Origin of the sequence: Neorhizobium sp. P12A, from assembly GCF_008365395.1 — a bacterium.
Taxonomy (GTDB): domain Bacteria; phylum Pseudomonadota; class Alphaproteobacteria; order Rhizobiales; family Rhizobiaceae; genus Rhizobium.
In genome coordinates, this window is the sequence record NZ_QOVX01000045.1 from 1 (window position 1) to 14,465 (window position 14,465).

The 14,465-nt window shown below is 56.6% G+C and carries 12 protein-coding genes; 9 read left to right on the forward strand and 3 right to left on the reverse strand.

The features are described from left to right. Positions 1–296: 296 nt before the first annotated feature. From DTW90_RS36125 to DTW90_RS36135, 3 genes are all read left to right on the forward strand, one after another. On the forward strand, positions 297–569 hold the full coding sequence (locus DTW90_RS36125) for an aspartate-semialdehyde dehydrogenase (RefSeq protein WP_149344892.1): 273 nt from the start codon (positions 297–299) through the stop codon (positions 567–569). A 94-nt stretch (positions 570–663) separates the two neighbouring features. Then, positions 664–954 (forward strand): hypothetical protein, encoded by a 291-nt coding sequence (locus DTW90_RS36130; protein ID WP_132528720.1) that lies wholly within the window; start codon positions 664–666, stop codon positions 952–954. A 1,054-nt stretch (positions 955–2,008) separates the two neighbouring features. Continuing rightward, complete coding sequence (locus tag DTW90_RS36135; protein WP_149344894.1) at positions 2,009–4,714, forward strand: ABC transporter ATP-binding protein; 2,706 nt, start codon at positions 2,009–2,011, stop codon at positions 4,712–4,714. Positions 4,715–5,216: 502 nt separating this feature from the next. Here DTW90_RS36135 and DTW90_RS36140 read toward each other — a convergent pair. Further along, entirely contained in the window at positions 5,217–5,459 is a 243-nt protein-coding gene (locus tag DTW90_RS36140; protein ID WP_132528722.1) for a hypothetical protein, read from the reverse strand. A 225-nt stretch (positions 5,460–5,684) separates the two neighbouring features. Between DTW90_RS36140 and DTW90_RS36145 the strand changes: the two genes are divergently transcribed. The 3 genes from DTW90_RS36145 to DTW90_RS36155 all read left to right on the forward strand — a co-directional run bounded on the left by DTW90_RS36145 (position 5,685) and on the right by DTW90_RS36155 (position 7,786). Next, positions 5,685–5,981, forward strand: a complete 297-nt coding sequence (locus DTW90_RS36145; protein WP_149344895.1) for a DUF982 domain-containing protein — start codon at positions 5,685–5,687, stop codon at positions 5,979–5,981. Positions 5,982–6,274: 293 nt separating this feature from the next. Next, the gene (locus DTW90_RS36150) at positions 6,275–6,496 is read left to right on the forward strand and encodes a hypothetical protein (RefSeq protein WP_132528724.1); all 222 of its coding nucleotides are present in this window, start codon (positions 6,275–6,277) and stop codon (positions 6,494–6,496) included. Positions 6,497–6,568: 72 nt separating this feature from the next. Continuing rightward, a complete protein-coding gene (locus DTW90_RS36155) occupies positions 6,569–7,786 on the forward strand; it encodes an IS701 family transposase (protein ID WP_149344896.1) in 1,218 nt (405 codons plus the stop codon). Between the two features lie 379 nt (positions 7,787–8,165). Here DTW90_RS36155 and DTW90_RS36160 read toward each other — a convergent pair whose 3' ends face one another. After that, positions 8,166–8,393, reverse strand: a complete 228-nt coding sequence (locus DTW90_RS36160; RefSeq protein WP_149344898.1) for a hypothetical protein — start codon at positions 8,391–8,393, stop codon at positions 8,166–8,168. Positions 8,394–9,760: 1,367 nt separating this feature from the next. On the opposite strand from DTW90_RS36160, the gene DTW90_RS36165 reads away from it, so the two are divergent. Beyond that, a complete protein-coding gene (locus DTW90_RS36165; RefSeq protein ID WP_149344900.1) occupies positions 9,761–10,507 on the forward strand; it encodes an outer membrane beta-barrel protein in 747 nt (248 codons plus the stop codon). Positions 10,508–10,748: 241 nt separating this feature from the next. Further along, positions 10,749–11,102 carry a metalloregulator ArsR/SmtB family transcription factor gene (locus tag DTW90_RS36170; protein ID WP_165928042.1) on the forward strand — a complete coding sequence of 118 codons (354 nt, stop codon included), beginning with the start codon at positions 10,749–10,751 and terminating at the stop codon, positions 11,100–11,102. 679 nt (positions 11,103–11,781) lie between these two features. Here the strand turns inward: DTW90_RS36170 and DTW90_RS36175 are convergent. After that, positions 11,782–12,027 (reverse strand): hypothetical protein, encoded by a 246-nt coding sequence (locus DTW90_RS36175; protein ID WP_188080187.1) that lies wholly within the window; start codon positions 12,025–12,027, stop codon positions 11,782–11,784. 415 nt (positions 12,028–12,442) lie between these two features. Between DTW90_RS36175 and DTW90_RS37495 the strand changes: the two genes are divergently transcribed. After that, positions 12,443–12,616: a hypothetical protein gene (locus DTW90_RS37495; RefSeq protein WP_188080188.1), complete on the forward strand. Its 174-nt coding sequence runs from the start codon at positions 12,443–12,445 to the stop codon at positions 12,614–12,616. Positions 12,617–14,465: the final 1,849 nt, after the last annotated feature.

A 14,465-nucleotide genomic window follows, 5' to 3' on the forward strand; every position in this document is an offset into this window, starting at 1 on the left:
ATGAAGCGGTCGGAACGACATGTTTTCCTCCGTTGGACAAAAAAGATGACGTTAGAACCCTGGCCGGACCGGATGACCAGTCCGGGCGGGTGCGAACCTCAATCGAGCGTTCGCGGCCAAAATCTATTTTCGGTCTTTTTTGATTTCAAGAGGGGTGAGAGGAAAAAATAGCACTCGGAGGTAGTGGCTGCTAACGCACTGGAAGGGAACAAGAAACAGCCTTGAGCGTTCAGAAAATCGTTGATGGCCGGGAAATTTTGCGCCACCTTCACAGTGTCACGAAACGGAGATGAAGCATGCATTTCTCATCGGACCTGGAGCGTCAGCTCAATGGCTATGGATTGACCACCGCGCATATCCTCTATCGCATTCCAGACTTCGAATCCGTCCTGCAAACCTATGTTTGGCAGGACTACGATCTCGCACCTGATTTCCCCGAGATGCACAGGTTCCTGGACTTCTGGCGCGACAGCCTCGACGGACCGCTGCACTCCATCCGCTACACACACCAGCGCCTGGTCGGGCCGAACGAATGGCGCCGTGTCGAGGGTGAGTTCAAGCTAAACTGAACTCTTGAAAAGGAATTTTCCTCTTCCTAGCTCTCTCGCGGCCGAGCGCGATGAACTCGGTCAGCATTGCACATCTGTTCAGAGTGAGACCGAAATGGAAGAGAAGCTCAAAATTATAAATGACCTTAGCATCGAGGAGCGGGAAGAGGTCTTTGTCGATATCGCGCGTGTTCTCGAGGGGGCTGCGCGCGAGGCCTACGTCGAAGGTAACCGCCACTTTGCGCTGGCATCGGCCAACATGGCGCAGGCGATCCGCGTCAATGCCGATGAGCTGGCCCGCGATGACGTCGCTCATGTGGAGGGCGTCTTGCTGCAGGCCACGGCGATGATCTCCCAGTTCGATGCTGCCCATCCCTACCGCATGCTGAGCCACGCCATTCACTAGATTGTCACCAGCAGCGCCTTTCCACTCGGGACAGAGAGCTATCTGAAGGTCGGTCGAGAGGCAACGGCTTCCGAAGCGACGGCTCAGCCTCACAGAAGCCCCAGAGATTACCGCGATCCTCCGATGAAATGACGAAGCCCGGGGCTGCAATCAGACCGAAGCATCAGACCGCGAGCTCGCTGAAGCCTCGATGTGGCTAACCGGCGATGAGCCACTCGTCGATCAGGAGCGCACCTTGCGCTCGGCAAGGTGGCTGATCTCGTTAGTGTCCTTCAGGCCGCCGACCTGATAGGCGAGGAATGAGTTCCTGGCGCGCGCCTGTTGGATATTCGGCGATCTTTGGCGTGAATGCTATGGACACGGCGGGTTGAGCGAAATGCACCAAAAACCAAAGGACGATGAGACCGGGGCGAAGCGATTTTCCAGTCGTGCGCTGGACAGCGCGCTTGCCCGCCATGTGCAGTCCCTCCGAGCTTTCGAAGTCCCATCCGAACTAGACTCCAGACTTCGAACGCTTTTGCAAACACTGACGCAAGTCGAGGCTCGATGCCAGCTGCCCTGTAATGCTACTTGAGCTTCATCGGAGACCATCCGAAGCCCAAAAAAACGTCGCGCACCGGTGTCTAGTTAGGTGCTCGCTTGCCCCGGCGCCGGTGTCAGCGTACCGGTGTCAGATACCCGATCACCCGCCGTCGCGTCATTTGATGGGTCGCAAAAAGCGATCGGTTTGGAACGAAGGATCGGGTAGGGGATCTCATTATCGCTTTGCCGACGGGTCGCTTTCCAGTGCAGTTGAAATGTCCTCGGAAAGACGAGGTGCACTTTGCTACCGTAGGCCTGAAGGATTCGGAGCGAAAGTTACACCCAGTCCGAATTAACTTTGAGGTTTGAGGCCTTCATCTCAGCGGATCAATCTCGAAATCGTGCGTAACAGATAGGTATTGTTTTCTGTGATAGGGTGCTTACCTGCAATGAATCTCCTTTACATTGTTGCCACGTTCTTGAGCCCCTCTGGACCGTCCCAGCCGTCGCGTATGGAAGCATGCGAATAGCCATGGAAAAGAGCCTAGCACGCTATATCTGGTCAAATACCCGCCTGGAGCAGATCTGGATTCTGCTCGTCGTGGCGGCTTCGATGGTGCCTTATTTCCTGTCCTTCGATCTGCCAAAGCAGATCGTCAACGGACCTATCCAGGGCAAGGGATTCGAGACCAGGGGCGCCACCCAGACCTTCATGCACATCGCCTACGACTTGCCGCTGTTTGGCCATGTCGAAGTCTTCCACGGCCTGCAGCTCACACGCTTCCAGATGCTGATTGCTCTCAGCCTGGTCTTTCTGGTGCTGGTGGTCCTGAACGGTCTCTTCAAGCTTTACATCAACACCTACAAGGGCCGGCTTGGCGAGCGCATGCTTCGCCGCATCCGCTTTGAGCTGGTCGATCGCGTGCTGCGTTTCCCGCCGGCGCATTTCAAGCGCGTCAAGGCTGCCGAGATCGCCACGATGATCAAGGATGAAGTGGAGCCGATGGGTGGCTTCACCGGCGACGCCTTTGTCCAGCCGGCACTTCTCGGCGGACAAGCGGTCACCGCCCTCGTCTTCATCATCATGCAGAATTTCTGGCTCGGGATGATCGCTGCGGGGATTGTCGCGGTTCAGGCTATTGTTATCCCACGCATGCGCAGGCGCCTTCTTGATCTCGGCCGGCAGCGGCAGTTGACCGCGCGCGAGCTTTCCGGTCGCATCGGCGAGATCGTCGACGGCATCGGCACGATCCATGGCAACGATACCTCGAATTTCGAGCGGGCCGATATTGCTGCGCGTCTCGGGCTGATCTTCAAGATCCGCTACGACCTCTATCAGTGGAAGTTCCTGGTCAAGTTCATCAACAACTTCCTGGCCCAGGTAACGCCATTCCTCTTCTATTCCATCGGCGGTTTTCTCGCCCTGCATGGCAGGCTCGATATCGGTCAGCTCGTCGCTGTGATCAATGCTTACAAGGATCTGCCCGGCCCGCTGAAGGAACTGATCGACTGGGACCAGTCGCGTCAGGACGTTCAGGTCAAATACAATCAGGTCGTCGAGCAGTTCAGTGTCGATCACCTGATCAATCCCGAGATCCAGAAGGTTTCGACGGAGCTGGCGCCGCATCTGAATGGCCCTCTAACTGCGGTCAATTTGACTATCATTGATGACAGCGGCAAGCGCGTGCTCGATCACGTTTCGGTCGAAATGAACCTCAGGGAAAGCGTGGCGATCGTCGGCGAAAGCGGCAGCGGCGGCGAATATCTGGCGGAAGCCTTTGGTCGGCTGATCTGGCCGGATTGCGGCAAGGTCACCGTCGATGGCCACGACCTCCTGGAGATGCCGGAAGCCTTCGCCGGACGGCGGATCGCCTATGCATCGTCCGACACCTATTTCTTCCACGGCACGCTGCGCGACAATATTCTCTATGGCCTGAAGCATGCCCCGCTCAAGCCTTACAAATATGACGGAAATGCAGCGACCGCCTTCAAATGGGCGATGGCCGAGGCGCGCAGGGCCGCCAATCCCGAACTAGACCTTAACAGCGATTGGGTCGACTACCGCGCGGCCGGCGCCAGCGGTCCCGACGATATTTATCGGTTCATCCGCCCGGTTCTCGACGCCGTCCTCATGTCGCAGGACATTTTCGACATGGCGCTGCGCTCGACGGTCGACACGGTCGCGCATGCCGACATGACGGCGCGCATCGTCGAGCTGCGCCAGGCGCTGCTGCAGCGGCTGAACGAGGAAGATCTCGACGGGCTCGTCGTGCCTTTCGAGTTCACGGCCTACAATCCGCAGGCAACGGTCGGCGAAAACCTCCTGTTCGGGACGCTCAAGCGACCGCTGATGACCAACAGGAAGCTAGCGGCCCATCCCTATTTCCAGGCACTGTTCAAGAAGACCGGTCTCGACATCGACCTTTATACAATGGGTCTTGAGATCGCCGAGAACACGGTCGAGTTGTTCAACGATCTGCCGCCGGATCATCCGTTCTTCCAGCAGCTCACCTTCATGACGGCCGACGACATTCCGGACTATCAGGCGTTGTTGCAGAAGCTTAACGGCCGCAGCTTTGACGTGGCAACGCCCGAAGAGCGAGCGGCCATCATCCGGCTGAGTTTTTCCTATATCGAGCCCCGGCACCGCTTCGGCCTGCTGACCGATGCGCTGATGGCGAAGATCGTTGCAGCGCGCGCCGAGTTCCATGAACATATCCCGGCCGATCTCAATGCGGTCGTGGAACGCTACGATCCCGAGCGTTTCATCGCGTCGGCAACATTGATGGATAACGTGCTGTTCGGAAGGATCGCCCATCAGCAGGCGGATGCACCGGAGCGTATCCATTCCATCATGCGCGATCTCTTCGATCAACTCGGCATGCAGGACAACGTGTTGTCGATCGGTCTCGATTTCGATGTCGGCCCAGGTGGCAAGCGCCTGACGATTGTGCAGCGCCAGAAGCTCAATCTCGCCCGCGCGCTGCTGAAGCGCCCGGACTTTCTTATCCTCAATCGGCCGCTGCTCGGCCTCGATCACCGTTTCCAGGACCAGATCGTGCGCACCGTGCTCGGCGATCTCCACGACGGTGACTACCACCCGGCGGTCATCTGGGTTCTTTCCAATCCGACCTTGGCCGAACTCTTCGATCGCATCCTCGTCTTCGACCACGGTTCGGTTGTCGAAAGCGGAACAAGCGACGATCTTTTAGAGAGACGCAAACGTTCGCATGATTGAAAACGGGTGAGGCCCAGCATCGCTGTCCGGCCAAGTTCAAATGGTAACAATGGGTTGGCCGAAAAATTCGGCTGGTCGCAGCGTGAAGGCGTCGTTTGCCTCTTGCTGGTTAGGTGTCTCACCCCCGCTGTATACCCGTGCAAGTGATTGCGCCGGAATCTTTGTTCATCCCCTGGCGCCACCGCCGTGGGCTGACTGAAGGCTGTGATTTGAGCATAATTCCGAAACTGACATCAGATATGATTTCTCTTCCAAGACCGCAATCGGGTGAACTCAGGTAAGACGCCCGTCAAGATCGCAAAAAGCTTCCCGCGCATCAATCACCCCAGGCCAATCAGGCCAAGCATAGAGCGACAAGATTTCCAAAGATTGAATAGGGTGGTTTGGACTTTATAGATCGCCTTTTGATTGCGCCCCTTCTGATTAGCATTGCGGGCGCAACTCAGATCGGTGTCAAACGGCGTTGCTGGTGTGATTGGCACACCGGTTACGCTTTTACAATTTATCGGCAAACACGTTCCGTGCGGACGACCTTATGGCCGTGATGCCAGCGCACCACCTTCTTATTGAAGCAGTGGCGATTGTGGTGGCGCCAATAATCCCGACGATAGTAATCGCGATCGTAGTGTCGGTGGCTGTAGTGGCCGCCATCGGTGGTGACCACTATTGAAGCAGCGTTCGAAGGGATGGCGCTGGCTGCAATGGAAGCGACGGCGAGCGCGGACGCGATAATAAACTTCTTCATGGGGTTCCTCCTTTAAGCGTTTGGCTTTCGAGAACGTCGCTGCGCGACGACGGTTCAAAGCTAACGCTAGGGGAGTGAACACGAGGTGACTGTATCGTTAATGAGAGCTTCATCTCACGCTCCCGTTGGCAGCTCGAACATCGGCCTCAAGATTTTCTGTCTTGAATATGCTATCTCATTTCCTAAATTTGCGGCGTCGAACGCCCGAGAGGAAAGGAGATAGCGATGATGGACACAAAGTTTGAGCACCCACTGTTCGTTAAGTACCCTCGCTATATTCAAGAGCTCGCCAGCTTGGAGGACGTATTCGACTTTCTCGACGACTGGCCGGAGGAGAAGAGGGGCGACACCTATCATGTGCTGTCAAAGGCGTGCCGGATGGCTGCGCAGGGAGTTTTCCCCATTGCCGCAATTCGCGAGAACGTACGCCGGTTTCTGATAAAGGAGCGTGTCCTCGCCAACATCGAAGAAGTTCCGCTCTTCATTGCAAAGCGTGGCACTGACCAAAGTCTGGGTTCATAGCCGATACCAGCTGTAGCCGAGCCATCAGCTCTACGATGCGGCCTCACATAGCCCCGTCAGCAATGGCCGGGTTTTTATTGGGAGAATGAAAGTAAGCGCGATTGTCAAAGCACATTGACGGCTGCGGCGCCGCTGAACCGCGCTCCGCGATATCCCGCTCTATTAGTCGCCGTCGCTTTTGGAGAAGTTAAACGGTAACAGGTCGGCGATGTCTGCGGTTTCATCCCGCGTGATACTGAAGCATTTCCGCCGCAGGTAAGTGCTGTTATAAGCTTCCTCGGGGGCCATAAGCTTTGATCGAGGTTATCATGCCGTTGGCTAAGATTGTGCCTGTTGAGATCCTTCCCGAACCGACTGCTATCGCCGCATATGAACTCGTGGCGGCAGTTTTGCGAGAGCAATCAACGGAGCTGATTATTGCATTGCCCAACCTGACGGACGATGGAGCTTCTGTTGGAAGCTTTGCGATTTCGATCCGGAAGATCGATGAGACCGGTATTGCCTCCGCAGCCTAGCACTACTTTGGCAGATTAACTCTCAGGTAACGATGATCGGCCATCCTTGGCATTCCAACGAGGGTGCATGGGATGGCAGAGCAGCATGTTGCATTGACGGATTGGCTGAAGCCGTTCGTTGAGAAGCTTGGTCACAAGAAGCGGCGGCAGATGTGCCCGGTGTATATTTCGGGCCTCATCGGACCGGGCGATCGCAAGAGTATCGAGCCGATGGCGGAACGTCTGGCACCAGATCGCTACGACCGCCTGCATCATTTCATCTCGGATGGGATTTGGGATGCCGGTCCTCTTGAGGCGGAACTGGCGGTGGGGGCCGACAGGATTGTCGGGGCTTCAGATGCTTTTCTGGTGATCGATGACACGGCTATTCCGAAGAAGGGCGACCATTCCGTTGGGGTCGCACCGCAGTATGCGTCGATGCTCGGCAAGCGCGCCAATTGCCAGACGCTAGTGTCGTTGACGCTGGCCCGCGACGAGGTTCCTGTTCCCGTTGGCCTGCGGCTGTTCCTGCCCGAGAGCTGGACCAGTGATCAGGATCGGATGGCGAAGGCCGGCATTCCCGAGGAAATGCGCCGATCCCGCACCAAACCGGAGATCGCGCTCGACGAGATCGATCGGCTGATGGCTGCAGGCGTGCGGTTTGGTACTGTCCTTGCCGACGCCGGCTATGGTCTGTCGGCTGCGTTTCGCCAGGGGCTCAGTGCACGCAATCTCACCTGGGCCGTCGGCATTCCCAAGCATCAGAAGGTTTATCCTCATGATGTCGCATTGATCTTTCCTGTCGCCGGCCATGGAAGACCGCGCAAGCATTCGATCCCCGATACGCTGTCGACCGCAGCCGAAGCGATCCTGGAAGGAGCGACCTGGAAGAAGGTCAGTTGGCGTCACGGCACCAAAGCTCGACTGGCCGCACGCTTCGCGGCCCTACGCATTCGGATTGCTGATGGCAACCCGCAACGCATCCTCGACAAGGGACAGCAGCACATGCCGGGCGAAGAAGCGTGGCTCGTTGGTGAATGGCGTTCAAACGACGAGCGCAAATATTATCTCTCCAATCTGCCGGCCGAGGCGACCTTGAAAGCTCTCGCGGCCGCCATCAAAGCAAGATGGGTCTGCGAGCAGGCCCATCAGCAGATGAAGGAAGAACTCGGCCTCGATCACTTTGAAGGCCGATCATGGCAGGGCCTACACCGACACGCGTTGATGAGGATGATTGCCTATGCCTTTCTTCAGCATCAGCGCCTCAACAAGGCAAAGCGGGAAAAAAAGAAAGAGGCACGGCCCGCCTAAGCCGACACTGCCAGCTGTCCGGCGTGCCGTCATAGCCGCACTCTCAAACCACCATACACCACAACGATGTCCACACTGCCGTATCAGGTTCCAAATGAACCTAAATTCAATTCTGCCAAAGTAGTGCTAGGCTCCGGAGGTGCAGATGGCTCCTGTGATCTGGCGGCGATGGGAAGATATTGTTCCGTTCGACCGTCCGCTGTACCGGTCGCTCTCAGAGCAATCTTATCGACGTCCGCTCAAGGCGTTGATCAACGCAGGCGCCAGCTGAGCTAACGTAAACGGTTTATCGAGCCCCCGCGGGCTAGATCCCCGCCTTCCGGCAGTCCGGCTTATCTCGTGGCCTGTATCACGGCATATCAGGCACCACTCGTCGGACCTACGAAGCAGCGGTGCCTGCAGATCTTGCGCTGAGCGATCGACCATAATGGGTTACCTCGGCGCGGCATCTGGCTTCCAGTTGGCGAACAAGAGACAACAGCGTCTCCTGCTCCGCTTCGATCGCCTCGAGTTCCTTCGCCAGCTGCTGATTGCGGAAGTTGAGGCTTCGGATCTGGTTGATCACGTCGAGAATTTCAGAAAGCTTCCCAAGTACCACGTGATCCATGCCTCACCTCAGCTAGTCGAGAGTCCACAGCCGGTCCTGCCGACAGGGTGTATTCCGCCGCCATAAGCCCTAGAACACTAGATGGTTCCCTTCCTTTTTGTTGATTTGGGCAAAGGAGCTGCCAATCCAGTGCCTTCGCGGTATATATTCCCGACAGTATCGACCCGGACCGCCCTGAAATTTCGCCACTGGATTCTCTGGCCGGGGATCCCCATCTCGATAAAGTCAAGTTACGTGAGGAGGCCGTCATGGGAGAGCCTGCCGAACACGCCGACACGAGACCTTTTGTCGAGATTCTCGTACCGGAGAAATTCTATCGTGCGGTGATGATCTGCGATTGCTGTCGTAGACCGAAGAGCGCAAACGATTTCGACGAAGAAGGCTTCGGGATTTGCGACGAATGTCTGCGGTCCGACGCACTAATAATCGATCCCGACAACACGACGCGAAAATCGTGATACGCCGGATCGATAACGGCGGCGCTGCCTCGAATGCGGATCAGCTGGCGTCGCCGCCTTCTTCTTCCTCGGACATCACGACAACATCCGCATTCGCCGACAAGCGAAAAGACTGCTATCGCAGGTGCTTGTTTGATGCCGCCGCTTACCGCTCGGGCTCTATCGATACCTAAGCGGAAGAGATCAGATTCTCTTCCAGTCGAGCTGAGAGATCCGCAATAGTCAATCTTTCGGTCGAAAGCGCGATTGCAACTGCGGTCTGCACTGCGGCACGTCCTTGGACATCGTTGACATTACAACGCCTGGTTTCGCACCAACCGCGGACGGCATCGGTTACGATATCGATCTTTTCATCTGGCAAGCTCAAAAGAGGTAGCAAAGACATCAAAGTGCTCCCAAGCTACACGGACCACGATAAAAACTAGGGGAACTGCTCAGGCGTGCTGAGCCGACCTGCGGGAATGTAATTCTGTTGTGCCGAAATGCAACCCATCAAGAGCGGCACCCCGCCCCAACAAAGACATGCACCGGGCGGGCGGGCTGGACTTCAAGTGCTGGTCTGCGAGCATGCCTGATGGAAAATTAGTCGGCATTCTCGAAGAGATCGAGGGACCGCGCCGGCAGTCGCGGTCTCGGCAATCGTGACAACGCATTTTGCCATATGTGCTCGCGAACAGGCGCTCAGCTTTTTGAGGCGCGATCTGCCCGAATGGGTCTTAAAGTTTGGCGGACGCATTGTCTATCGCGGGGCGTCTATCGAGTGGCACGACAGCAACAGTCTTAGGGAACGTGACGACAATGAGTACGATTTGTCCGCCTTAATTCGATCCCCGCGGAGCGCAAACCCTATCTCAGTTTCGTAAAGCGCCTATTTGAAAGCCCCGATCGGGCAAGCTCCAGGATATCAAAATGAACAAGTTTCTTCTCGCCGCCCTCATCTCCACGTCGCTCGTTTCGGCAGCGTCCGCTGCTGACATAGTTCCCCCGATGACGCCGCCATCTGCTTCCGACAACGGTATGGGCTTCTACATCGGCTCGCTCAGCTCGGTGAACTTCCTAAAGCACACGAACTTCGATGTGGCGGGCCTCAACGTCGACACGAAATACGACACGGGTTACTACACCGCCCTTCGCGCCGGCTACAACTTCGGTTCCTATGGATTCGTCGCGCCGCGCGTCGAACTCGAAGTTGGCTACGGCAGCGCCTCCGTTGACCAGCATCGCATCAGTGGCTTTGGTGCCATTAGCGGCATCGACTCTTATGGCGATGCCGACACCATCCAGGGCTTCGTCAACGGCTACCTCGACATTCCGCTTGCCCCTGCGGGCCAGACTGGCGTCCTGTCGGTCTTCACCCCTTATATCGGCGGCGGCATCGGTGCGATGAACGTCAAGCTCCGCAAGCAGGGCATCGGCGGGGCTGGAACCCTGATCGATGACGACGACACGGCGTTTGCCTACCACCTCGACGCTGGCGTCGGTATCAACCTGCAGAGCGTTTTCTCGGGCTCCTCGCTGTTCGAAAAGACCACTCTCGATGTCGGCTACCGTTACACCGCGGCCGACAGCCTGAACTTTACCGCGCGCGACGGTTCGTCGTCGAGCACGGATTTCACGACCAATGCGGTTACCATCGGACTGCGCAAGCAGTTCTGATCTGACGTCCGCCCGGATGCCCCCGATCTCTTCGGGGGCATGACACAGACGATTATTTCGCCGCTGCCCGGGAGGCAATGCGATTGGCCCGAAAGTCGATTTTTCGACCCCCGGAAATCTTTAAGATCGTCCTGCGTCTTGTCTAGTGCAGTTTCGGCCAGTTAGGGTGCGAAAATGCGGAATCGCTGTAGTGATTGCGGTTGGCTACCGTCTAGCAAACGACGCGTTAAGGGAAGTGCATGTGATCGACATCGATGCTTCTTCGACACTGCTGGCCGCAGTCGCCAATCCCCATCGCCTGACGATAGTTCTCCTCCTCTGTGAACGAGAACTTTGCGTCACTGACATTTACGAGGCGATAGGCCTTGATCAGTCGGCCGTATCCCAGCATCTGAGGAGGTTAAGGCACGCGGGCGTTGTCAAAACGCGCAAACACATGCAGCTTGTTTTCTACAGATGCGAGAATGTCGCCGTAAAAAGTTTGATTGATACGTTAAAAGAACTGTTCCCGTCCCTAGAACCTCCTCGGCTGCGGAATGAGGCAAACATCGAACTGCGTGCAACAGTTCATGGCATCAGTGCGGTCAGATCCTGATCCATTCAGCTTAGGGTTCACCAGAAGAATTAACTCGCTTCCCAGGTCTGGCCTCGGCCGCGGCCCGACTGCCCCGCTGCAGTGCGGGGCCTTTTTCTATGGGGATTGTTCCAGACTGCCGACGACTGACGCTAGACCGGCTCTAGGCGTCGCTCCGCTTTTGCGAACTAAGTGCGGAGCGCCCGCTCCGGCTCATGCCCAATCCGTCGAGCCGGAGGTGTATAAGTCACTCCAACTGTAGGTGCGACCGCGCCCTCCTCACGCGTGGAGGACGGGGAGGCGCTGTTGCTCTCAGCTTCGGTCAGGCGCTCGAGCAGCTGTTGGAAGCGGCCATCGGCATCCACAACCTTATGCTGAGGAAGATTTTGTACAGCGCGCCGGACGGTCGGATCGAACGCAAATCCGGGGATTGGACCTGAAAAAATTGTCATAATGATTCATCGCAGCTCCGTGACGACCGACAACGCGCTGGATAGGCATTTGGTTCGACCGGGCGACATTTGCATTCGTAACTGTGATCGTGGCGAGTTTCGAAACGCGTGCAAGGGATGGTGGCCGATATCGAAAGGGACTCGTCTGCGCCGAGTCCCTTTTCGAACACGGTCGCGTCGAGATAGGCGGTGGCAAGGGGATAGGTCTGGACATCGCTCCACAGCAGGCGAGGGCGGGCAAGCGGTCGCTATTCCGTTGGGTAGGGTTGACCTTGCTGCGGTTGAAAAAGCTTTTCGCCGGTAAAGGACGGAGCCGTGATGATGCGCAAGCGCATCTGATGAATGAGTTCGAACATTTCGGCATCGCTGTGATAGGCCGTGTCCGGGATACCGTAGAGACGCAACGCCTCCGGCGTCGATCCGCCGCTTTGGTCAAGCGCAGCAACGAAACCCGGCTTGCCGGTCATCTGATCGGACATCTGCTGAAGGTCCATGGCCCTCTCCTTGGTCTCATTAAGGCGCCTATCGTCCTGCCTGAACATGACGAATAAACTACTCGGGGTCGCTTCGGGGCAAACCTTAAATAGTCTTACTGAAGTGGCGTAGTCAATTCGTTCTATCAACGTTCTGTCGGTGGGGGAGATACCTAATTTAACCATCCTCCAGAAGTGGGAAGTCAGGCGACTTCTCCATCAACGATGCGCGGCTTTCTCGGCGTAAGCGGTATCCGTCAGGCCTGCTGAGCAACGACCCCTCCGAAAATATGTCGCCGCTTCTCGCAGAGGGAAGTAGGGGCCTATCCAAATGTGGAGATCACGAAATGTTGAATTCCGGAACCACACCGACGCCCCGAGGTTTTTCAGATGGGATCGCAGAGGCGATCTCGAATTAAACCCAAGGAGAAATGACATGGCAAATCAGGGCGGCTCGCACGAGCAACACGTCAAGGCTGGTCAGCAAAGCCACAAAAACACTGACACCAAGCAGGCTTCACCTTCAAACAATCACCAGTCTTCGGGAACTCGTGGCGGTTCCCACGAGCAGAATGTGAAGGCTGGCCAGCAGAGCCACAAGAATAGCTGAATGTCTGATTCGGCGAGAGAAAACCCGCCTTCCGGCGGGTTTTCTTATTAGCAAAACATCTTCGGCGATCCAGTGTGTGATTCAACTGTTCGATTGTGATCCGGCAGAAGTGGGGGATTGGCGGGGGCGCATCGTTGCTGCCGGGCGAGGTTACCCCCGACCGCTAGCGCGTTGCGACCTAATGCAGTCCTGAATTCGTACCTGTCGGTCGTCGTCTTGATGTCTCCTAGAAAACCTTGGCAAGGTGTGAAAATCTCCAGGTGAAGATGAGATTGCTTCGACGTTTTCAGGGTTCAACAGGGACCGGCGGCTCCTGGCGAAAATTTCTGTCGGCGCCGGCGAACGATAATGCCAACCGGTCAACGAAGTGTCTGTTCGGGATAAGCCGCGCCAGCTCTAAAGCCTGACGAACGTTACTCGTCTCGATTGCATGCCAGCTCCTGTCCATCGCATACGCCGAGAAGAGCACCGGGAGGCCAACATGGCCGTAGTAGAAAGACACTGCTTTTCAGCCGCCTGTGCATCTTGACCCGCAACCTCCTTCATGTAGAGCGCTGCAATCAGACCTGTTCGGTCGGATCCGGACTGGCAATGGATAAGGATCGGTTTCGGAGCCACCGCCATGAGCGCGATGATCCGACCCGCGCGTTCAGGAGAAAGCATTTTCGAAGCTGACATTTTGAAATCCAAATGTTCGACCCCGAGGTCCGCTCGGGAGATGATTGATCGGCAGTTAATGTTCTATTCTTATACTGCTGCCGGCCGTGACGATAATGACTGAAGAAGATTTTTGCAGGCGGTTTATCACCCAGATAGAATTGTTGTGTTCCGACGGACGCAAGCCGTTTGGATTGGTCCCGCGCTGGTATGCGATGGTCGTTGCCTCAAGATATTGGCGGGAATGCGGGCAAGACGGCATGTCGCCCGAAGAATGCGCCATCGAAGACTCCGCCTATTGGGAAGACGATCGCAGGCCATAATCCGACCTCAAGAGGGCGAGGTAAACCTAATGGCCGCCTGCTTAGCCGATCCAGCCGAGCGCTTTGGCGATTTCGATGATGGCCAAAGCGAGCCCGAAAACCCAGATGAGAGCGATAGCGGCCATCAGCGCTATATCGAGTAGGGCTCTGAGCATGTTGTGTCGGATTCCAATCCCAACAAAGGCCCACCTGGCCGGGGGCGGGGCAGACGGGCCTGCTGGAAACCGTCAGCATGACGACAGAAGTTAGATACACCGCCGGCTTTCGATTTGCTTTGCGATTTGGCACGGACTGATATGCGACAATCGCAATTGACGCTCGCGACAGCAGCAACAGCCGCTGGCGATGACGATTCGATGCCATTCAAGTTGTCGCGGAATCGCCAACACAGCGCTCAACGTTCGATACGCTACTTCTAGGGAGCAGCATTTTCGATGCCTCTAAACGCGGCATGCACCTCGCGGCCATGAGAAAGAGAGGTGAGCGCCAAAAGACCAGCATGACCAAAGTGGGGCGGGGCGAGCTGCGAGGCCCGCGAAAGGATCCCAATTTTGAAAGAAAGGCCCGCAGGATAGCGGGGCAAGGCAGGCCGAGGCGCGAGTGTCCGTAGCGCCGGGCCGGCCTACAAAGGGGCGTAAGCGAGTCTCGAACTAGGGAACTTCAGGTTTTGTTCCCAAAAAAGACCGGCGGAAGGAAGGCATCGTTTGGACGATCTTCAAAGCCTTCGATGTCGTGGCATTGGCAAACTAGTACCTCGCCACAGAGATTATGACGGTTTGTGTTATCGTAGAATGGGCAGGGCTTCTGGCGGGATGAGAAGTTGGATGCTGCGTGCGGCGCCTGGCACGCGGGATATAAAGCCCGCCTTC

Excerpts from the sequence above, each read along its gene's own strand:
- DTW90_RS36125 (WP_149344892.1), top strand. The coding sequence starts at position 297 with ATGCATTTCTCATCGGACCTGGAGCGTCAGCTCAATGGCTATGGATTG.
- DTW90_RS36130 (WP_132528720.1), top strand. The coding sequence starts at position 664 with ATGGAAGAGAAGCTCAAAATTATAAATGACCTTAGCATCGAGGAGCGG.
- DTW90_RS36135 (WP_149344894.1), top strand. The coding sequence starts at position 2,009 with ATGGAAAAGAGCCTAGCACGCTATATCTGGTCAAATACCCGCCTGGAG.
- DTW90_RS36140 (WP_132528722.1), bottom strand. The coding sequence starts at position 5,459 with ATGAAGAAGTTTATTATCGCGTCCGCGCTCGCCGTCGCTTCCATTGCA.
- DTW90_RS36145 (WP_149344895.1), top strand. The coding sequence starts at position 5,685 with ATGATGGACACAAAGTTTGAGCACCCACTGTTCGTTAAGTACCCTCGC.
- DTW90_RS36155 (WP_149344896.1), top strand. The coding sequence starts at position 6,569 with ATGGCAGAGCAGCATGTTGCATTGACGGATTGGCTGAAGCCGTTCGTT.
- DTW90_RS36160 (WP_149344898.1), bottom strand. The coding sequence starts at position 8,393 with ATGGATCACGTGGTACTTGGGAAGCTTTCTGAAATTCTCGACGTGATC.
- DTW90_RS36165 (WP_149344900.1), top strand. The coding sequence starts at position 9,761 with ATGAACAAGTTTCTTCTCGCCGCCCTCATCTCCACGTCGCTCGTTTCG.
- DTW90_RS36175 (WP_188080187.1), bottom strand. The coding sequence starts at position 12,027 with ATGGACCTTCAGCAGATGTCCGATCAGATGACCGGCAAGCCGGGTTTC.
- DTW90_RS37495 (WP_188080188.1), top strand. The coding sequence starts at position 12,443 with ATGGCAAATCAGGGCGGCTCGCACGAGCAACACGTCAAGGCTGGTCAG.